Annotated in this window: 19 protein-coding genes; all 19 read left to right on the top strand. The window is 34.2% G+C overall.

The window, feature by feature from the left end; translation table 11 throughout:
- Positions 1 to 153 precede the first annotated feature (153 nt).
- The 19 genes from rpsB (at position 154) to rpsO (ending at position 19,769) form a co-directional block, all read left to right on the top strand.
- Positions 154 to 906, top strand: a complete 753-nt coding sequence (gene rpsB, locus A9178_RS02730) for a 30S ribosomal protein S2 (protein ID WP_068672374.1) — start codon at positions 154 to 156, stop codon at positions 904 to 906.
- Between the two features lie 174 nt (positions 907 to 1,080).
- Positions 1,081 to 1,965 carry a translation elongation factor Ts gene (gene tsf / locus A9178_RS02725; RefSeq protein WP_068672373.1) on the top strand — a complete coding sequence of 295 codons (885 nt, stop codon included), beginning with the start codon at positions 1,081 to 1,083 and terminating at the stop codon, positions 1,963 to 1,965.
- A 118-nt stretch (positions 1,966 to 2,083) separates the two neighbouring features.
- Positions 2,084 to 2,806: a UMP kinase gene (gene pyrH / locus A9178_RS02720; protein WP_068672372.1), complete on the top strand. Its 723-nt coding sequence runs from the start codon at positions 2,084 to 2,086 to the stop codon at positions 2,804 to 2,806.
- Positions 2,807 to 2,808: 2 nt separating this feature from the next.
- Complete coding sequence (gene frr, locus A9178_RS02715; protein ID WP_068672371.1) at positions 2,809 to 3,366, top strand: ribosome recycling factor; 558 nt, start codon at positions 2,809 to 2,811, stop codon at positions 3,364 to 3,366.
- A 333-nt stretch (positions 3,367 to 3,699) separates the two neighbouring features.
- Positions 3,700 to 4,458 carry an undecaprenyl pyrophosphate synthase gene (locus tag A9178_RS02710; RefSeq protein ID WP_068672370.1) on the top strand — a complete coding sequence of 253 codons (759 nt, stop codon included), beginning with the start codon at positions 3,700 to 3,702 and terminating at the stop codon, positions 4,456 to 4,458.
- A 15-nt stretch (positions 4,459 to 4,473) separates the two neighbouring features.
- Positions 4,474 to 5,265 carry a phosphatidate cytidylyltransferase gene (locus tag A9178_RS02705; RefSeq protein ID WP_068672369.1) on the top strand — a complete coding sequence of 264 codons (792 nt, stop codon included), beginning with the start codon at positions 4,474 to 4,476 and terminating at the stop codon, positions 5,263 to 5,265.
- A 186-nt stretch (positions 5,266 to 5,451) separates the two neighbouring features.
- On the top strand, positions 5,452 to 6,723 hold the full coding sequence (rseP, locus tag A9178_RS02700) for an RIP metalloprotease RseP (protein ID WP_068672368.1): 1,272 nt from the start codon (positions 5,452 to 5,454) through the stop codon (positions 6,721 to 6,723).
- Between the two features lie 122 nt (positions 6,724 to 6,845).
- On the top strand, positions 6,846 to 11,138 hold the full coding sequence (locus A9178_RS02695) for a PolC-type DNA polymerase III (RefSeq protein WP_068672367.1): 4,293 nt from the start codon (positions 6,846 to 6,848) through the stop codon (positions 11,136 to 11,138).
- A gap of 140 nt (positions 11,139 to 11,278) precedes the next feature.
- Positions 11,279 to 12,118 (top strand): STAS domain-containing protein, encoded by an 840-nt coding sequence (locus tag A9178_RS02690; RefSeq protein ID WP_068672366.1) that lies wholly within the window; start codon positions 11,279 to 11,281, stop codon positions 12,116 to 12,118.
- A 251-nt stretch (positions 12,119 to 12,369) separates the two neighbouring features.
- The gene (gene rimP / locus A9178_RS02685) at positions 12,370 to 12,840 is read left to right on the top strand and encodes a ribosome maturation factor RimP (RefSeq protein WP_068672365.1); all 471 of its coding nucleotides are present in this window, start codon (positions 12,370 to 12,372) and stop codon (positions 12,838 to 12,840) included.
- A gap of 15 nt (positions 12,841 to 12,855) precedes the next feature.
- Complete coding sequence (gene nusA / locus A9178_RS02680; protein ID WP_068672364.1) at positions 12,856 to 13,953, top strand: transcription termination factor NusA; 1,098 nt, start codon at positions 12,856 to 12,858, stop codon at positions 13,951 to 13,953.
- Positions 13,954 to 13,962: 9 nt separating this feature from the next.
- Positions 13,963 to 14,238: an RNase P modulator RnpM gene (gene rnpM, locus A9178_RS02675; RefSeq protein ID WP_068672363.1), complete on the top strand. Its 276-nt coding sequence runs from the start codon at positions 13,963 to 13,965 to the stop codon at positions 14,236 to 14,238.
- Entirely contained in the window at positions 14,228 to 14,527 is a 300-nt protein-coding gene (locus A9178_RS02670) for a YlxQ family RNA-binding protein (RefSeq protein WP_068672362.1), read from the top strand. Before rnpM ends, A9178_RS02670 begins: the two co-directional genes overlap by 11 nt.
- Before the next feature lie 20 nt (positions 14,528 to 14,547).
- Positions 14,548 to 16,674 (top strand): translation initiation factor IF-2, encoded by a 2,127-nt coding sequence (gene infB, locus A9178_RS02665; protein WP_068672361.1) that lies wholly within the window; start codon positions 14,548 to 14,550, stop codon positions 16,672 to 16,674.
- Entirely contained in the window at positions 16,671 to 16,949 is a 279-nt protein-coding gene (locus A9178_RS02660) for a DUF503 family protein (protein ID WP_068672360.1), read from the top strand. The genes infB and A9178_RS02660 overlap by 4 nt, the downstream gene beginning before the upstream one ends.
- Before the next feature lie 60 nt (positions 16,950 to 17,009).
- Entirely contained in the window at positions 17,010 to 17,351 is a 342-nt protein-coding gene (gene rbfA / locus A9178_RS02655) for a 30S ribosome-binding factor RbfA (RefSeq protein WP_068672359.1), read from the top strand.
- Between the two features lie 177 nt (positions 17,352 to 17,528).
- Entirely contained in the window at positions 17,529 to 18,416 is an 888-nt protein-coding gene (gene truB, locus A9178_RS02650; RefSeq protein ID WP_068672358.1) for a tRNA pseudouridine(55) synthase TruB, read from the top strand.
- 18 nt (positions 18,417 to 18,434) lie between these two features.
- Positions 18,435 to 19,370 carry a bifunctional riboflavin kinase/FAD synthetase gene (locus tag A9178_RS02645; RefSeq protein ID WP_068672357.1) on the top strand — a complete coding sequence of 312 codons (936 nt, stop codon included), beginning with the start codon at positions 18,435 to 18,437 and terminating at the stop codon, positions 19,368 to 19,370.
- 129 nt (positions 19,371 to 19,499) lie between these two features.
- Positions 19,500 to 19,769: a 30S ribosomal protein S15 gene (rpsO, locus tag A9178_RS02640; protein ID WP_068672680.1), complete on the top strand. Its 270-nt coding sequence runs from the start codon at positions 19,500 to 19,502 to the stop codon at positions 19,767 to 19,769.
- Positions 19,770 to 19,970 lie beyond the last annotated feature (201 nt).

The raw sequence follows: 19,970 nt of genomic DNA, 5'->3' as shown, positions 1-19,970 counted from the left end.
ATATTAACTTTTGGTGTAAATGCTCATGTTTTGTTGAAAGAATAGAGTAAAAAACACACGTTTAGTAATTTGCATAAATGGTGCCGCACTTATTGTGGTGTTTATGTGAAGATGATCTAAACGGAGGAAAAAAACCAATTAGGAGGAATTTTTATGTCAGCAATTTCTATGAAGCAATTATTAGAAGCTGGTGTACATTTCGGACATCAGACACGCCGTTGGAACCCGAAAATGAAAAAATACATTTTCACAGAACGTAACGGTATTTATATCATTGACCTACAAAAAACAGTTAAAAAGGTTGATGAAGCTTACAATTTCGTAAAAGATATCGCAGCAAATGGTGGTACAATTCTATTTGTTGGTACGAAAAAGCAGGCTCAAGAATCTGTACGCGAAGAAGCTATTCGCTCAGGAATGTTCTATGTTAACCAACGTTGGTTAGGTGGAACACTTACTAACTTCCAAACAATCCGCAAACGTATTAACCGTTTGAAAGATATTGAGAAAATGGAAGAGGATGGTACATTTGAAGTACTACCTAAAAAAGAAGTGGTAAACTTATTAAAAGAAAAAGAACGTCTTGTTAAATTCCTAGGTGGAATTAAAGAGATGAAGAGTCTTCCAGACGCTCTATTTGTAATCGATCCTCGTAAAGAACGTATTGCAATCGCTGAAGCACATAAATTAAACATTCCAATTGTTGGAATCGTTGATACTAACTGTGATCCTGATGAAATTGATTATGTAATCCCGGCAAATGATGATGCAATCCGTGCTGTAAAACTATTAACTTCAAAAATGGCAGATGCTATCCTTGAAGTGAAACAAGGTGAAGTTACTGAGGAAGCTGAAGTAGCAGAAACTGTTGAAGAAGCAGCAGAAGCTGTAGCAAATCAAGAGTAATTTTAAAAGGTGAGGGTGATAAGAGGAATAAGAGCCTTTTATCACCTTTTTTAAAAAAGGTCGTTCAAAAAGTCCGGTAAAAAAGACACTTCGAACTAAGCCGATTCGGTCTGTTTTACCCTCTTTTTGAACATATACTTAATAAAAAACTAACGATAATAAGGAGGAATAATCATGGCAATTACTGCAAAAATGGTTAAAGAATTACGTGAAAAAACTGGTGCCGGTATGATGGATTGTAAAAAAGCACTTCAAGAAACGGAAGGAAATATGGATAAAGCAATTGACTTCCTACGTGAAAAGGGGATTGCTAAAGCTGCGAAAAAAGCAGACCGTATTGCTGCTGAAGGTTTAACACATATTGAAGTGGAAAATAATACAGCAGTTCTTCTAGAAGTTAACTGTGAAACAGACTTCGTTACAAAAAACGAACAGTTCAAAGACTTATTATCTGAACTTGGAAAACATATTCTATCTCAAAAGCCATCTAGTGTTGAAGAAGCACTTGGACAAAAACTTCATGGTGAAGGTGAAACTTTAGAAACTTATATCAATACAGCAGTTTCTAAAATCGGAGAAAAAATTACTCTAAGACGTTTCACTACTTTTACTAAGTCAGATAATGACGTATTTGGTGCATATCTACATATGGGTGGTCGCATCGGCGTATTAACTGTTCTTGAAGGTACAAATGATGAACAATTAGGTAAAGATATTGCTATGCACGTTGCGGCAGTAAATCCTCGTTATGTATCACGTGATGCAGTTAGTGAAGATGAAGTTAATCATGAACGTGAAGTATTAAAACAACAAGCATTAAACGAAGGTAAACCTGAGAATATTGTTGAAAAAATGGTTGAAGGCCGTCTAAGCAAATTCTTCCAAGAAATTTGCTTGTTAGAACAAGATTTCGTTAAAGATCCAGATCAAAAAGTGAAGAAATATGTTGCGGCTAAAGGTGCAACTGTTAAAGCATTTGTACGTTACGAAGTAGGCGAAGGTATTGAAAAACGTGAAGAAAACTTCGCTGAAGAAGTAATGAACCAAATGAAAAAATAATAAGCGTATTTTATAAAAGAATGATTATTAACTAAAACAAAATAAAAATAGGGGACTTTAATGTTCCCTATTTCACCATGTTTTAAAAATTATAATAAATGTTTTCTTGGAGGTTATTATGACAACAGCACGATACCGAAGAATAGTGTTAAAATTGAGTGGTGAAGCATTAAGTGGAGAGCAAGGGTATGGAATAGCTCCTAAAGTAATTCAATCTGTTGCTAGCCAAATCAAAGAAGTCGTTGAATTAGGTGTAGAAGTAGTTGTTGTCGTAGGCGGTGGAAACATTTGGCGTGGAAAAGTAGGTAGCGAAATGGGAATGGATCGTGCCACTGCTGATTATATGGGAATGTTAGCCACAGTAATGAATTCACTAGCTTTACAGGACGGCTTAGAAACAATTGGGATTCCTACCCGAGTACAAACATCTATTGAAATGCGTCAAGTCGCTGAACCATACATACGAAGAAAAGCAATTCGCCATCTTGAGAAAAAACGTGTAGTTATTTTTGCGGCAGGTACTGGAAATCCTTATTTTTCAACAGATACTACTGCTGCGCTTAGAGCTGCAGAAGTTGAAGCAGAAGTAATTTTAATGGCGAAAAATAATGTTGATGGTGTATACACCGACGATCCTAAAATTAATAAGAATGCAAAGAAATATGAGACCCTTTCTTATTTAGAAATGTTAAATGAAGGTCTTGGGGTAATGGATTCTACAGCTTCTTCATTATGTATGGATAATGATATCCCATTGATTGTATTTTCTATTACAGAAGAAGGAAATATTAAAAAAGTTGTTCAAGGTGAAACAATTGGAACAACAATAAGGGGGAAATAAGTATGTCAGATACGGTTATGAGCACAATGCGTGAAAAAATGAATCAAGCAGTTCAATCTTACTCAAAAAGCTTAGCTACAGTTAGAGCGGGAAGAGCAAATCCGAGCTTACTTGACAATGTTTTTGTAGATTATTATGGTGCGTCTACACCAATTAATCAGTTAGCAAATGTGTCAGCTCCTGAAGCAAGAATGCTTGTTATTACTCCATATGATAAATCTGCATTATCCGATATTGAAAAAGCAATTCAAAAAGCTGATTTAGGTTTATCTCCTTCTAATGATGGGAACATCATTAGAATCAGTATCCCACCGTTAACGGAAGAACGTCGTAAGGACTTAGTAAAAGTAGTTGGGAAATATGCAGAAGAATACCGTGTTCAAGTAAGAAATATTCGTAGAGATGCAAACGACCAATTAAAAAAACTTGAAAAAAATGGTGAACTTACTGAAGACGAATTAAGAGGTTTACAAGATAATGTTCAAAAAGAAACAGATAACCAAATCAAACAAATTGAGCAGCTTACTAAAGATAAAGAAAACGAAATAATGGAAGTTTAATACTTTCATTATGGATCTTTCTTAAACCTGTTAGAAAACCTGGCATTTACTTTTAGGCTGGTGATTGCCTTAGTTGCACTTTTGCAAATCTTTATGGTGGGGCGAGTAATTAAAGCCCAGGCTAAGTAAGTTTAGACTTTCTTATCTGCTAAAAAAGTGTAAAATAGATTAAAGCCCTCTTTTATAAGGGGGCTTTTATATTCGGGTTAGCTTTTGTTAATACTATAGTGAGTTATAAATATTATTTATCATAAGGTACGTAATATATTTCCTTTTTTTCACATAACAATAGTAAAAGGAATGTATGCAATAACAATATTCGGAGGACCAACCATGTCTATGAGAATTCCTTTTTTAAAAAAGAAACAAAAAAATGAAAAACAGGATGAAATAGAAAATGTACCAAAACATGTTGCTATTATTATGGATGGGAATGGTCGTTGGGCTGAAAAAAAAGGTCTTCCGCGTGTTGCCGGACATAAGGAAGGCGTACATGTAGTTAATAAAATAGTAAGAGCTGCATCAAATGCGAACGTAGAAGTTCTTACCTTATTTGCATTTTCTACCGAAAACTGGAAAAGACCAAAACCTGAAGTTGACTTCTTAATGAAACTTCCTAAAGAATTTTTACATATTTATTTACCTGAAATTATGGAAAACAACGTAAAAATTAATACAATTGGTGAAATAGATGAATTACCTAAGCATGCAAAGAGTGCTTTTGACTATGCGATGGAAAAAACAAAGAATAATACTGGCATGATATTAAATTTTGCTTTAAATTATGGTGGGCGGTTTGAAATTATTCAAGCAATTAAGCATTTAGTAAATGATATGGAGACATCTAAAGTTTCAAGCGAAGTTTTAGATGAAAAATTATTCTCACGATATTTATATACGAATGATTTTCGTGATCCTGATTTACTAATTAGAACTAGCGGGGAAAAACGTTTGAGTAATTTCTTATTATGGCAGTGTGCATATAGTGAATTCTGGTTTACTGATGTTCTTTGGCCAGACTTTGATGAACAAGTTTTCCACGAAGCATTAAATGAATACCAACATCGTAAGAGAAGATATGGTGGATTGTAGGATGGTGACTAATAAATGAAGCAACGAACAATTACAGCAATATTAGCACTAATAGTATTTATACCTTTTATTATTAAAGGTGGCTTAGCATTCGAACTTTTCGTTTACCTACTTGCTACAATTGCACTATTCGAATTAATTAGAATGCGGGAAATTGGGGGCTATATTGTTCCAGCCATATTAGCTGTTTTAATTTTGTGGACTTTATTATTACGTGATACCCATTTCTTAATAGCAGATTTTTCAAAATTTGAATGGGTAACAATCATTATTTTGCTATTACTAGCTTATACTGTATTAGTAAAAAATAAATTCACATTTGATCATGCAGGATTTATTCTTATGGCCACTTTCTACGTTGGAATTGGATTTTACTATTTGATTGAAACTAGAGACGGTTCTGGCATGGATGGACTTAAAAATATTTTCTTTGCCTTTTTAATCGTTTGGTCTACAGATACAGGGGCTTATTTATTCGGACGAGCTTTTGGTAAAAGAAAGCTATGGCCAACTATTAGTCCGAATAAGACAATTGAGGGAGCAATTGGGGGAATTGTTATTGCTGTTGTGGTTTCCGTTATTTTCCACCTAATAACACCATTTCCACACACAATACTTGCCGTTATTATAGTTACAATAATTGCTTCTATTTTTGGTCAAGTTGGGGATTTGGTTGAATCAGCTTTGAAACGAATTTATGGAGTGAAAGATTCTGGAAAGATTTTACCAGGACATGGTGGGATATTAGATCGTTTTGATAGCTTACTTTTTGTTATTCCTCTTTTACATATAATCCAATTCTTCTAGCCAGTAGGAGAGTATAAACTTTCTTCCTAAGTAAGTGCACATAGGTATTAACTGTAATTTTTCAAAGGGCTAAATAGATTTCAACAAGTTGTTTATTTCATATTTTTTACTTGAACAAACCTCTATAAACGGTTAAACTTATTTAGATACTATAAGTTATTTAGACTGGAAAAGGATGTGCTTTCTTTGACCACTGTTATTGCGTTTATCTTTATGTTTGGCTTACTCGTGTTTGTGCATGAGTGGGGACATATGATTTTTGCCAAGCGTGCAGGAATGCTTGTTCGAGAATTTGCAATCGGTTTTGGTCCAAAAATTTTTTCATTTACTAAAAATGAAACATTATATACAATCCGTTTGATTCCAGCAGGTGGATATGTACGTGTTGCTGGAGAAGATCCAGAAATTATTGAATTAAAACCAGGGCATCATATAGGGCTACAGTTTAATGATTCTGGTAAAGTTAACAAAATAATCGTTAACAATAAATCTAAGCATCCCAATGCGCGAGTAATTGAAGTTGAACGCGTCGATTTAGATCATGAATTAATTATTGAAGGTTACGAAATGGACGAGGACGAGAGACTTATATTCGAGGTCGATCGGAAGGCATTTTTCATTATGGATGAAAGAAAAACACAGATTGCACCTTATGATCGTCAGTTTGCCTCGAAAACTGCTGGTCAAAAAGCGATGCAATTATTTGCTGGTCCAATGATGAATTTCATACTTGCGATTATTCTATTCTTAATTATTGGACTAGTTCATGGTGTTCCAGTTGATGAAGCAAAAATGGGTGAAATCCAGCCTAATACACCTGCAGAACAAGCTGGGTTAATAGAAAATGATGAAATTACTAAAATAGAAGATACCACGATTACTACATGGGAAGAGTTTACAAGTATAGTTAGGCAAAATCCTGGCGAGGAATTATCTATAACCGTTCTTCGTAATGGAGAAGAGGAGATTCTTAATATTGTACCTAAAGAAGTAGAAGCCATGAATGAAAAAGGTGAAACAATCGCTATTGGTCAAATAGGGGTTCGTCAAGCTTTTGAAAAATCCATGATTGGAACGATACAATATGGCTTTGAACAAACCTATACCGTTACCAAAATGGTATTAACCAATTTAGGTATGTTAATCACCGGTCAGGTTCCTTTAGAAATTCTTTCAGGCCCTGTTGGAATCTATGACGCTACGGATCAAGTTGTTCAAAGTGGCTTTATCAGTTTAATTATGTGGACAGCTATGCTGAGTGTAAATTTAGGTATTGTCAACTTAGTTCCGCTTCCTGCACTTGATGGTGGACGTTTATTATTTGTAGGAATTGAAAAACTTCGGGGAAAACCTGTTCCTCCGGAGAAGGAAGGAGTATTCCATTTTATTGGATTTGCTTTCTTAATGTTACTTATGATTGTAGTGACCTGGAATGATATACAACGATTATTTCTTTAATAAATAGTAAACGGAACCCTTGTCTAATATTTGGCAAGGGTTCCGCATAATTTACAAGTTATTTTGGTATTAATCACCAGTTAAAATACTTCTTACCAACACCTGTTTTTAGGGGGATAAATATGGATATATCCAAACAAGAAAAAATGAACTTATTATTAAAACAAATACAAATTACTGATGAGCAAATGTTAAGTTTTTTCTCCAATAGTTATCTAGAAAAATTAGAAGTATATAAAAAGTCAAAAACATGGCATTTCCACGTTCATCTAAATCATGTTTTGCCTCCTCATGTATACCAAGTTTTTATTTCAAAATTAAAACAAATATTTCAACCAATAGCCGAAGTTAAGTTATCGATTAATACAGAAAACAAAATATGTGATGAAAATACGGTTATTGGCTACTGGCAATATTTTATTACGTCTATAACGAATTTGTCTCCTGCTTATAAAGATTTAGTCCAAAACCAAACACCAAAAGTCACTAATAATAAGATTATGTTAACTGCTAGAAATGATGCGGAAGCTCATGCATTAAAAAAACGGTTAGACGAAAGTTTTAAGTCCTATTGTAGAAAAATAGGAATGGCCATTTATCAAATAGACATAGAAGTGAAAACGAATTTGGCTGATATTGAAAAATTTAAAGAGCAAAAAGCATTAGAAGATCAGCAATTGGTTTTAAAAACCGTAAAAGAAAAAGAGAAGCGGGATAAAGAAAAAGGAAATCAAGAAGAATCTCTACCTTTAATGATAGGATATAAAATTCAAGATGAGCCTATTCAGATGGAAAGTATTCTGGAAGAAGAGCGCCGTGTTGTTGTTCAAGGGTATATCTTCTCAACGGAAATACGTGAATTACGTTCTGGACGAAGCCTTTTAATTATTAAAGCGACTGATTATACAGATTCTCTAACTATTAAAATGTTTTCTAAAGGGGACGAAGATGCAGAAAAGTTTAAAACGGTAAAAGAAGGAATGTGGGTTAAAGCAAGAGGAAGTATCCAGACAGATATGTATACAAATGAATTGGGTATGATGGCAAATGATATTCATGAAATTACAGTAGAGCCAAGAAAAGATTTATCTGCTGAAGGAGAAAAACGTGTTGAACTCCATGCTCATACAATGATGAGTCAAATGGATGCTGTTGTTTCACCGCAAGCATTAATAGCTCAAGCTGCTAAATGGGGTCATAAAGCTGTAGCTATAACAGATCATGCTGGTGTACAAGGATTTCCAGAAGCTTTTTCTGCGGGAAAGAAAAATAATATAAAAGTATTGTATGGCGTGGAAGCCAATCTAGTTGATGATGGTGTACCAATCGCATATAACGAGAAAGATATTGAATTAGAATCAGCCACTTATGTAGTTTTTGACGTGGAAACAACGGGACTATCAGCGGTTTATGACACCATTATAGAGCTTGCAGGAGTTAAAATAAAGGATGGTGAAATTATTGATCGATTTGAAGCTTTCGCAAATCCGCATCATCCGTTATCACAAACGACTATAGATCTTACAGGTATTACAGACGAAATGGTTAAAAATGCCCCTGATATTGATAAAGTATTGAAAGATTATTATGAGTGGATGGGTGATGCGATTTTAGTAGCACATAATGCAAGCTTCGATATGGGCTTCTTAAACCAAGGACTGAAGAAGATTGGTTATGATGAAGCGGAAAACCCAGTAATTGATACATTAGAACTTGCTAGATTCCTAATCCCAGAATTAAAGAATCACCGGTTAAATACTATAAGTAAGCATTTAGATGTTGAATTAACGCAACATCACCGTGCCATTTACGATGCAGAAGCAACAGGTTATATTCTTTGGAAACTAGTTAAAAAACTACTTAATAAAGAAATTGTTAATCATAATCAGTTAAATGATCATATGGGTGAAGGGAATGCTTACCAACGCTCGAGACCATTTCACTGTACTATTTTAGCTAAGAATGAAATGGGATTAAAAAATCTTTATAAGTTAGTTTCATTTGCCCATATTGATTATTTTTATCGTGTTCCTAGAATACCTAGATCCGTGTTACAAAAATATCGAGAAGGCCTTTTAATTGGTACTGCATGTGATAAAGGGGAAGTATTTGAAACGATGATGCAGAAGTCCGAAGAAGAGGCAGAAAAAGTTGCTAAGTTTTATGATTATATAGAAGTTCAACCACCAACTAATTATATTCATCTGGTTGAAAAAGAATTGGTACAAAATGAGGCACAAATACTTGATATTATATCTAAGTTAGTAAAATTAGGAGATCGTATGGATAAACCTGTTGTCGCAACAGGGAACGTTCATTATATTGATGAGCATGATAAAGTATATAGACAAATTCTAATTAAGTCCCAAGCGGGAAATCCTCTAAACCGTCAAACGTTACCAGACACTCCATTTCGTACAACAGTTGAAATGTTAGACTGTTTTCGTTTTTTAGGGGAGGAAAAGGCAAAAGAAATTGTTATTACAAATACGAATGCGATTGCTGACCTTATTGAAGAAATTTCTCCTATAAAAGATGGTTTATTTACACCAACTATTAAAGGGGCAGAAGAAGAAATTAGAGAACTTTCCTATGGACGTGCAAGGAAAATATACGGTGATCCAGTACCAAAGATTGTTAGTGATCGGCTAGAGAAAGAATTGGATAGTATTATCGGTAATGGATTTGCTGTTATTTATTTAATTTCTCAAAAACTGGTTAAAAAATCCCTTGAAGATGGATATTTAGTAGGTTCCCGTGGGTCGGTTGGTTCTTCTTTCGTAGCAACTATGACCGAAATTACTGAAGTTAATCCACTTCCACCGCATTACGTTTGTTTGGACTGCCATTATAACGAATTTATTAATGATGGTTCTGTTGGTAGTGGTTTTGACCTACCAGATAAAGTTTGTCCAAACTGTGGAAATCCTTTAACTAAAGATGGACAAGATATTCCTTTTGAAACATTTTTAGGTTTCAAAGGGGATAAAGTTCCCGATATTGATTTGAACTTTTCAGGTGATTATCAACCAAGGGCACATAACTATACAAAAGAATTATTTGGTGTAGATTATGTTTATCGAGCAGGGACGATAGGTACGGTTGCAGAAAAAACCGCCTATGGATATGTGAAAGGTTATGCTTCTGATCATAATATTGTCTATAAGAATACGGAAGTGGACCGTCTTGTAAAAGGTTGTACAGGCGTAAAACGAACAACAGGTCAGCATCCTGGTGGAATAATCGTAGTACCTGATGATAAAGAGATATACGATTTTACACCAATTCAGTATCCAGCAGATGACCGGAATAGTGAATGGAGAACGACACATTTTGATTTCCATTCCATACATGATAACTTATTGAAACTAGATATACTAGGACACGATGACCCGACTGTTATTAGAATGTTACAGGACTTAAGTGGTATTGATCCGAAAACAATCCCAACCGATGATAAGGAAGTAATGAAAATATTTTCAGGTACAGAATCATTAGGGGTAACTACGGAACAGATTAATTGTAAGACTGGTACTCTTGGTGTTCCTGAATTTGGGACTAAATTTGTTCGACAAATGCTTGAAGATACAAAACCATCCACTTTCTCGGAACTATTAATTATTTCTGGTTTATCTCATGGTACAGATGTATGGTTAGGGAATGCGCAAGATTTAATTAATGACGGTATTTGTGAATTATCCGATGTAATTGGGTGTCGTGATGATATTATGGTTTATCTAATGCATAAAGGATTAGAGCCTTCTCTAGCGTTTAATATTATGGAATTTGTTCGTAAAGGGAAAGGATTGCAGGATGATTGGATTGTAGAAATGAAAAAAAACAATGTGCCAGATTGGTATATTGATTCTTGTAAAAAAATAAAATATATGTTCCCGAAGGCCCATGCGGCTGCCTACGTTTTAATGGCAATTCGTATTGCGTATTTTAAAGTACACCATCCTATATTATTCTATGCTGCTTATTTTACAGTTAGAGCAGATGATTTTGATTTAGAAACAATGGCAAAAGGCTCGACTGCTATTAAAAATAGAATTGGTGAGATTGCTGCTAAAGGGAATGATGCATCACCAAAAGAGAAAAACTTAATGACAGTATTGGAAGTGGCTCTTGAAATGTGTGAGAGAGGGTTCTCTTTTAAAAAAGTGGAATTATATAAATCAAGTGCTACAGAATTTATAGTAGAAGGCAATAGTTTAATTCCTCCATTTAATGCAATCGATGGCTTAGGTACTAATGCCGCTATTAATATAGTGAAGGCAAGGGAAGAGGGAGAATTTCTTTCTAAAGAAGACCTTAGGGAAAGAAGTAAAATTTCCAAAACAGTGTTAGAATACCTTGATAATCAGGGAAGTTTAGAAGGTATGGCAGAAAAAAACCAATTGTCCTTATTTTAAAGATGAGATAGCAAGCAAATGCTTGCTTCTTTTCTTTTTATTATATTATATTTTACATGGTATAATGATAGATGTAATTTTTAAAATATTGTTAATTAATACAGGCAAAATGTTATCATCTGTTCTGGAGTGTGAAGGTATTGAAACTTAAATATAAAGATAATATGACAATTAAACATTTTATAATTGAAAATCAAGATGTATTTAAAAGAGAGTTGTTAGAAGAAGCAATTAATGTTCGGGATAAAATTGAAGAAATTAAATTATTAGGTAATATTAATTTAGTTGAAAATGCGTTAACAGTAGTTTTATATGTAGTGGATGAATTAGAGGACAAAGTAATTAAATTCGGTAATCAAGAGGGCGTAGCTTGGGCTAAACATGATTTAACTTTGGCTTTAAAAGTAGAATGGATTCAAGCAATCAGAACTACCTTATGGAATTTTTTATACGACTATGATCAATTGAACTCCCATTCCATAAATAGTGACGAGTTTTTTAGAATGGGAAAAGAAATTAATTCGTTAATTGATGAGTTCTTTAAAGGCTTTTTCATTAGTTATTCAAATTATAAGGATGAATTAATAGAAGCACAAAGAAAATTAGTTGAAAATTTATCTGTACCAATGATTCCAATATCATCAACTACTAGTATTATACCTTTAATAGGAACGATGGATGAGATACGTATGAAAGTCATTGAAGAAAAGATTCTTATGCAAATCGGCGAGAAAAGTATTCAAACACTAATTCTTGATTTATCCGGTGTCGTTCAAATCGACACCGAGGCACTGAAGCATACTTCTAGGTTCTTGGATGGAATAGTAATGATGGGGTGCAAACCGATTATTACAGGTATACGACCAGATATAGTTAAAAAGATTGTAGAATTAAATATACGTTTAAAAGATAAGGCTGAAATAAGAGCGACATTACAACAAGCGTTAGATAACTATTTAATTCCAGATAGGGCGCTGTAAAAATACCAAAAATGTAAGGAAATGCTAATTCTTGCATGAAAGTTATTTTTGTGATATATTTTTATTGGTAAGTAATGATACGAAATGTTAAAAGAGTGGGCGTATGCTCACTCTTTCTTCATACCCATTCTTCATGAACTCGAATTCCCCTTGCCAAGTATTTTTGGGCAGGGGTTTTATATTGAATAGATAGGATTCAATTGAATAGTTCATAATAAGAAATAAACAATTCAGCGTAAAGGAGGATTACGATGAGTTCACAGGTTATTCAAACAACAGAAGAATTAGTTTTACCGATTCTCCATGATAAGGGTTTAGAATTAGTTGATATAGAATACGTTAAAGAAGGAAAGAATTGGTTCCTTCGTATATATATTGATAAACCTGGTGGGGTAGATATTACTGAATGCGGAGAAGTATCTGAACAATTAAGTGAGAAATTAGATGAATTAGATCCGATAAAAGATCCTTATTTCTTAGAAGTTTCTTCCCCAGGTGTTGAAAGGCCGTTAAAGAAAAAAGAGGACTTTGAGAACAACATTAATCAAAACATAAATGTTAAACTTTATGAACAAATTGATGGAGAGAAAGAATACGAAGGCATATTAATAGCTTTCGCTAATGATATTTTAACCATTGAGTACAAAGTGAAAACGAGAAAAAAACAGGTAGAAATACCATATGAAAAAGTCGCTAAAGCTAGGCTTGCAGTAGTTTTTTAAAGGGGGATTAGTAAAGTGAGCAGTCAATTGTTTGACGCATTGAATAGTTTGTCAGAGGAAAAAGGAATAGATAAAAAAATTCTGTTAGAAGCACTAGAAGCTGCTCTTATTTCTGCATATAAGAAAAATTTCAAATCCGCTTCCAACGTGAGAGTTGAACTAAATGAAGATACCGGTAAAATGGCTGTTTTTTCTAGAAAAACAGTTGTAGAAGAGGTGGAAGATCCACAACAGGAAGTATCATTAGATGTTGCTAGAGAAATCGACCCCAATCATGAAGTGGACGATATAATCGAAGTCGAAGTGACACCAAAGGATTTTGGAAGAATAGCGGCACAGGCAGCTAAACAAGTTGTAACACAAAGAGTAAGGGAAGCCGAACGAGGTGTTATCTTTTCTGAATTTGTCGATCGTGAAGAAGATGTTATGACAGGTATCATCCAAAGAAAAGATTCACGCTTCATTTATGTGAACCTGGGTAAAATCGAAGCTAAATTAGCAGATACAGAACAGATACCTAATGAAGAATATAACATTCACGATCGTATAAAAGTGTTTGTAACAAAAGTTGAGAATACAAGTAAAGGGCCACAAATTTATATTTCTAGATCACATCCTGGGTTACTTAAAAGATTATTTGAGATGGAAGTACCGGAAATATACGATGGAACGGTAGAAATTAAGTCAGTTGCCAGAGAAGCAGGGGATAGGTCAAAAATATCTGTCCATGCACAAGATCCGGAGGTGGATCCGGTTGGTTCGTGTGTAGGTCAAAAAGGGCAACGTGTTCAAGCAATCGTTAACGAATTGAAGGGTGAAAAGATTGATATTGTTGAATGGTCAGAAGATCCTAAAGTTTACGTGTCAAATGCATTAAGCCCTTCAAAAGTAATAGAAGTTTTAGTTGATGAAGAGGAAAAAGCGACTACAGTTATTGTCCCTGATTATCAACTTTCACTAGCTATAGGAAAAAGAGGCCAAAACGCAAGGCTTGCAGCTAAATTAACCGGCTGGAAAATTGATATTAAGAGTGAATCAGAGGCTAGAGAAGAAGGAATTTTATCGGAATTAGAAGACGCTTATTCCAACGATGATGAAGATTTGTTTGAATAAGGGGGATTCATGGTGAAAAAAAGAAAAATACCTGAACGAAAATGTGTTGTAACAAATGAAATGATGCCAAAGAAGGAACTCATCCGTGTAGTTCGAAATAAAGATGGCGAGGTGTCAGTAGATCCTACAGGCAAGAAGAATGGCCGTGGGGCATACTTAACCAAGAACCTAGATGTAATCGTAGAGGCAGAAAAATCTAATATATTAAACAGACACTTAAATGCTGAAGTAGATTCATCTGTATACGATGAACTAAAAAAAATGGTAGAAAACAATGAAAAGTAATTATTTAAACATACTTGGGTTAGCATATCGTGCAAGAAAATTATCACTAGGTGAGGAAACAATTATTAAAGATATTCAAAGTAATCGGGCAAAGTTAGTTTTACTTGCAAATGATATTGGTCCCCAAACGAAAAAAAAAATAACAGATAAATGTAAGTTTTACAAGGTACCATATGAATTGGTGGATAATCGAGAAACGTTATCCAATGCAATCGGAAAATCCCATAGAGTAGCAATTGCAATTTTAGATAAAGGTTTTGCCAATAAAATTAAATCGTTGCTCGGGTAATTAATTTCGGGGGTGAACGTATGAGCAAAATTCGTGTATATGAATATGCTAAACAAACTAATACAACTAGTAAGGACGTTATCAATTATTTAAAAGAGTTAAATGTGGAAGTAACGAACCATATGTCTACTATTTCAACAGATACTGTAACACAATTGGATAAGAAATTTGGTTCCAAAGATAATAAAGGGAACCAACAAAAGGAAACACCTAAACAAAAACCTGAAGGAATGAAGTCAGGCAATAAAAAACAATCTGATCATAACAAGTCAGATAAACAAAAACCAAAAAATCAACATAACAGTAGGCCTAAAAATAAGAATCATAAAGGTCCTAAGAAGACTAATAAGCATCATAGAGCTACTAATTATCAGGAACCTGTCAAAAAAGAGACACCTGAAAAAATTACGTATAGTGATACGTTAACTGTAAGTGATTTAGCTGATAAGCTTCATAAAGAACCAGCAGAGGTCATTAAAAAATTAATGTTTTTAGGTGTGATGGCAACTAAGAACCAAGATTTAGACGATGATGCAGTAGAAATTATTTGTAGTGAATTTAATGTGGAAGTTGAAAAAGTAGTTATTTTAGAAGATACAGATCTTGATAAATACATCGTAGAAGACAAAGAAGAAGATTTAATGGTTAGACCTCCTGTTGTTACAATTATGGGACATGTTGACCACGGTAAAACAACTACACTTGATTCTATACGTAATACAAAAGTGACTGCTGGTGAAGCAGGGGGTATTACCCAACACATTGGTGCATACCAAGTAGAAGTCGAAGGTAAAAAGATAACATTTTTAGATACACCTGGTCATGCTGCTTTTACAAGTATGCGTTCAAGAGGTGCGCAGGTTACGGATATCGCTATTCTAGTCGTAGCTGCAGATGACGGTGTTATGCCACAGACAGTCGAGGCAATCAATCATGCCAAGGCAGCGGAAGTACCAATTATTGTTGCAGTTAACAAAATGGATAAGGAATCAGCAAATCCTGATCGCGTCATGCAAGAATTAACAGAGTATGAGTTAATCCCGGAAGACTGGGGCGGTAGTACGATATTTGTTAATATCTCCGCATTGAAGAATGAAGGAATCGATGATTTGTTAGAAATGGTACTACTAGTATCGGAAGTGGAAGAATTAAAGGCTAATCCAGAAGCAAATGCTACTGGAACGGTTATTGAAGCGGAATTAGATAAAGGTCGTGGAAGTGTTGCAACTTTACTTGTTCAAAATGGTACCCTTCATGTTGGAGATTCATTAGTTGTTGGAAATACATTTGGTAGAGTTCGTGCAATGATAAATGATACAGGAAAACGTGTTGAAGTAGCAGGACCTTCCATGCCGGTAGAAATTACAGGTTTACAAGATGTACCGCAAGCTGGAGACAGATTCGTAGTATTTGATGATGAGAAAAAATCCCGTCAAATTGGAGAAGCACGTCAACAAGAAGCTATTGCGGCAAATCGTAATGAACAGGCTAAAGTAAGTCTGGATGATTTGTTTGAACAAATCAAACAAGGTGAAATGAAAGAATTAAATATCATTATAAAAGCTGACGTTCAAGGTTCTGCAGAAGCACTTTCTTCTTCACTACAGAAAATTGATGTGGAAGGTGTTAAAATTAATATCATCCACACTGGTGTTGGTGCTATTACGGAATCCGATATTATCTTAGCTTCAGCATCCAATGCGATTGTAATTGGTTTTAATGTTCGTCCAGACGCAAATGCAAAAGGCTCAGCGGAAAGAGAAAAAGTGGATGTCCGTATGCATCGCGTTATTTACAAAGCAATTGAAGAAATTGAATCCGCAATGAAAGGATTACTTGATCCAGAATTTGAAGAGAAAGTAATTGGTCAGGTAGAAGTCCGTGAAACATATAAGGTTTCAAAAGTGGGAACAATTGCGGGATGTTATGTAACAGATGGTAAGGTTACTAGAGATTCTGGTGTCCGTATTATTCGTGATGGAGTTGTCCTTTATGAAGGTGAAATTGATACATTAAGACGATTCAAGGACGATGTAAAAGAAGTAGCACAAAATTATGAATGTGGTATAACAATCACCAAATTTAATGATATTAAGGTTGGAGATGTTATTGAGGCATTTGTAATGGAGGAAATTGAACGTACATGATTTTATATGCAGAAGTCGAATGTATCATGTATGATGGACATTCACTGAAACATAAACGATCCATTATTAAAAAAATAATCGCTAAACTAAAAAAAGACTTTAATGTCGCTGTTACAGAATTAGATTTTCACGATTTGTGGCAGCGTACAAAATTAGGAATAGTTACTATTTCAACAAGTTTGACAAACGCGGAACAAATCATTCAAGAGGTGCTACGTGTCATTGATACGTTCCCTGAATTGGAACGTACGATTACAAATGTAGAAAGAGTTTAAATGCTTGAATAACCTCTTTAGATCACTTCTTAAATAACGGTTTTTCACGAGGTGAATATAATGGCTGAATTACGAGCAAATCGTATTGCAGAACAAATGAAAAAAGAACTAGGTGAGATTCTTACAAGGAAAATTAAAGATCCAAGAGTGGGTTTTGTTACAGTTACGGATGTAGAAGTAACTGGAGATCTTCAGCAAGCAAAAGTATACATTTCTGTTCTCGGAGACGAAAAACAGAAAAAAGATACTTTATTAGGACTTGCTAAAGCTAAAGGGTTTATACGCTCTGAAATTGGTAAACGAATTCGTTTAAGAAAAACACCAGAAATTTCTTTTGAATTTGATGAAGCATACGCCTATGGTAATCATATAGAAAACATACTACGTGATTTGAATAAATAGGATTTTAATAACATTTGGAAATCTGACTCGGGAAGTGAGTCAGATTTTTCCATAGAAAGAAAAAGGCGCTGGAGCCGGACGTCGCTATTTTGGTATCTAAGTATCCATAGCCACAAAAAACAAAGGCGCAAGAAACAAATGAACTTTTGATCATTCAACATGAATGGAGTTGATGACGTGGATGGTATATTACCATTATGGAAACCACGGGGAATGACATCACATGATTGTGTTATACGATGTAGAAAACTTTTTAAAACGAAAAAAGTTGGACATACAGGGACTTTGGATCCAGAGGTAGATGGTGTTTTACCTATATGTATTGGTAATGCTACAAAAATTGTTCCTTTCTTAACCGATACTAAAAAAACATACATAGCTGAGGTAAAATTAGGAACAGCCACGGACACAGAAGATGCCCATGGAACAATTCTAGAAGAAATGGAAGTATCAGAATCACCAACACTGGAAATCATTCAGAATGTCTTGCTTTCATTCCAAGGTCCGATCACACAGGTTCCTCCAATGTACTCAGCAGTTAAAGTGAATGGTAAAAAGCTATATGAGTATGCACGAGAAAATAAAACAGTGGAACGACCTAAGAGAACAATCACTATATTTGACATTGAATTGTTAGGGAAGAAGCATGACTCATTTAAAATAAAAGTGATTTGCTCAAAGGGTACATATATTCGTACTTTATGTGTTGATATAGGTGGAAAATTAGGATACCCTGCACATATGTCAGATTTAACAAGAATAAAAACAGGATCTTTTTCAGAGAAAAATTCAGTAGATTTTGCTACTATAGAAGAAGCGGTAATGAATAATGAAGAAAGCAACTTACTATTTCCGATAATAAAAGGATTAGATCACTTAGATATACTTTATGTGGATGAAACTTTGGAGAGTAAAGTAAAGAATGGACAAAAGCTTCCGATTCCAAAAGTTCTTCCAAAGACCAATCCTTTTATGGTAATACATAAAAATAAATTACTCGCAATCTATCAAATACACCCTGAAAACAAAAATCAAATAAAACCTATTCGTGTTTTTAATGGGTAATAAGTGCAGGTGAAGAATATGAATATCTATGAATTGAGTTTTCCGCATTCTTTATTAAAGGATGATATTCCAAATACAGTATCAGCGATTGGCTTTTTTGATGGTATACATAGGGGACATCAAAGAGTAATAAATGAAGCAATTCAACGAGCAAAAGAAAATAATATGGAGAGCGCTGTTATAACTTTTCATCCGCATCCTTTAGTTGTTTTAAAAGATGACCATCACGTTAACTATATAACACCATTAAAAGAAAAAGTTGAAATCATTAAAGAATTAGGTGTGGATCGATTATATATTATCGATTTTAATAAAGAATTTTCTAAGTTATTACCACAGGAGTTTATCGATCAATTTATTATTGATTTAAATATTAAGCATCTTGTAGCAGGATTTGACTATACTTTTGGTCATAAAGGTAAAGGTAATATGGAGAATATTGGTGAATATACTAGAGATAAATTTTCCTATACTACTGTGGAACAAGTTTCATTAGATCATGAAAAAGTAAGTTCTACTAGAATTAGAAAACTCCTAAAAGAGGGTAGTGTTGAGGAAGCTAATGAATTACTTACCCGCCCTTTTAAATTGAGGGGGATTGTTATTAAGGGAGATCAACGTGGAAGGGAAATTGGCTTTCCTACAGCAAATCTACAAGTTGATAAGCAAGCATTATTACCTAAACCAGGAATTTATGCTGTAAAGGTACTATATAATAATGAACCTTTTTTTGGCATGGCAAATATTGGGACGAACCCAACATTTACAGCTGATAGGGAAGACTTATCGATAGAAGTTAATATTTTAGATTATAATAACAATTTATATGGTCAAGAATTAACAGTAGAATGGTACAAGTATATACGAGAGGAAGAAAAATTTGATAGTGTAGAAGCGTTAATTGACCAAATGAAGTTAGATGAGGTCAATATTCGTCGTTTTTTCTCTATTTAGTGAATCTTTTTCTTGCAATTTCGATTCAAAAGCGTTATGCTAAAGAACGTGAACCATCCCTTGGCAAAACGTAACTCCGACGTTTGCTAGGAGATTGGGGATATGAAATTTATATTAGGAGGTGCCAAAATGGCAATTACACAAAATCGTAAAAATGAAATCATTAATGAATACAAAGTTCATGAAACAGACACTGGATCTCCAGAAGTACAAATCGCTGTACTAACAGAGGAAATCAACACATTAAATGAACATTTACGTATTCATAAGAAAGATCACCATTCACGTCGTGGTCTACTTAAAATGGTTGGTAAACGTCGTAATTTATTAAACTACTTAAGAAATAAAGACGTTACTCGTTACCGTGAACTAATTAAAAGACTTGGTTTACGTCGATAATGAATTTGCAGAAGCAGGAGCAATCCTGCTTCTTCTATTATCTGGGAAATTTAAAGTACATAATATAAACAGAACCTGTAAATTCCTAATATCTAGTAGTGTGTTTTTAACAACAACCTCTAGTAGGGCATAAAATTTACATTTATGTTTATAAACTATAAAATGAAGGTAGAATGAGCAATGAAAGGAGTACTATATGAA

The organism is Oceanobacillus sp. Castelsardo (assembly GCF_001659985.1).
Lineage (GTDB): Bacteria > Bacillota > Bacilli > Bacillales > Amphibacillaceae > Oceanobacillus.
This window is presented reverse-complemented; position numbering and strand designations above follow the sequence as displayed.

What these genes read in the sequence shown, in the direction of transcription:
- rpsB (WP_068672374.1), top strand. Translation starts at nt 154, where the DNA reads ATGTCAGCAATTTCTATGAAGCAATTATTAGAAGCTGGTGTACATTTC.
- A9178_RS02670 (WP_068672362.1), top strand. Translation starts at nt 14,228, where the DNA reads ATGAAAAGTAATTATTTAAACATACTTGGGTTAGCATATCGTGCAAGA.
- rnpM (WP_068672363.1), top strand. Translation starts at nt 13,963, where the DNA reads ATGGTGAAAAAAAGAAAAATACCTGAACGAAAATGTGTTGTAACAAAT.
- A9178_RS02645 (WP_068672357.1), top strand. Translation starts at nt 18,435, where the DNA reads ATGAATATCTATGAATTGAGTTTTCCGCATTCTTTATTAAAGGATGAT.
- infB (WP_068672361.1), top strand. Translation starts at nt 14,548, where the DNA reads ATGAGCAAAATTCGTGTATATGAATATGCTAAACAAACTAATACAACT.
- A9178_RS02705 (WP_068672369.1), top strand. Translation starts at nt 4,474, where the DNA reads ATGAAGCAACGAACAATTACAGCAATATTAGCACTAATAGTATTTATA.
- A9178_RS02710 (WP_068672370.1), top strand. Translation starts at nt 3,700, where the DNA reads ATGTCTATGAGAATTCCTTTTTTAAAAAAGAAACAAAAAAATGAAAAA.
- rimP (WP_068672365.1), top strand. Translation starts at nt 12,370, where the DNA reads ATGAGTTCACAGGTTATTCAAACAACAGAAGAATTAGTTTTACCGATT.
- tsf (WP_068672373.1), top strand. Translation starts at nt 1,081, where the DNA reads ATGGCAATTACTGCAAAAATGGTTAAAGAATTACGTGAAAAAACTGGT.
- rpsO (WP_068672680.1), top strand. Translation starts at nt 19,500, where the DNA reads ATGGCAATTACACAAAATCGTAAAAATGAAATCATTAATGAATACAAA.
- A9178_RS02695 (WP_068672367.1), top strand. Translation starts at nt 6,846, where the DNA reads ATGGATATATCCAAACAAGAAAAAATGAACTTATTATTAAAACAAATA.
- A9178_RS02660 (WP_068672360.1), top strand. Translation starts at nt 16,671, where the DNA reads ATGATTTTATATGCAGAAGTCGAATGTATCATGTATGATGGACATTCA.
- rbfA (WP_068672359.1), top strand. Translation starts at nt 17,010, where the DNA reads ATGGCTGAATTACGAGCAAATCGTATTGCAGAACAAATGAAAAAAGAA.
- frr (WP_068672371.1), top strand. Translation starts at nt 2,809, where the DNA reads ATGTCAGATACGGTTATGAGCACAATGCGTGAAAAAATGAATCAAGCA.
- pyrH (WP_068672372.1), top strand. Translation starts at nt 2,084, where the DNA reads ATGACAACAGCACGATACCGAAGAATAGTGTTAAAATTGAGTGGTGAA.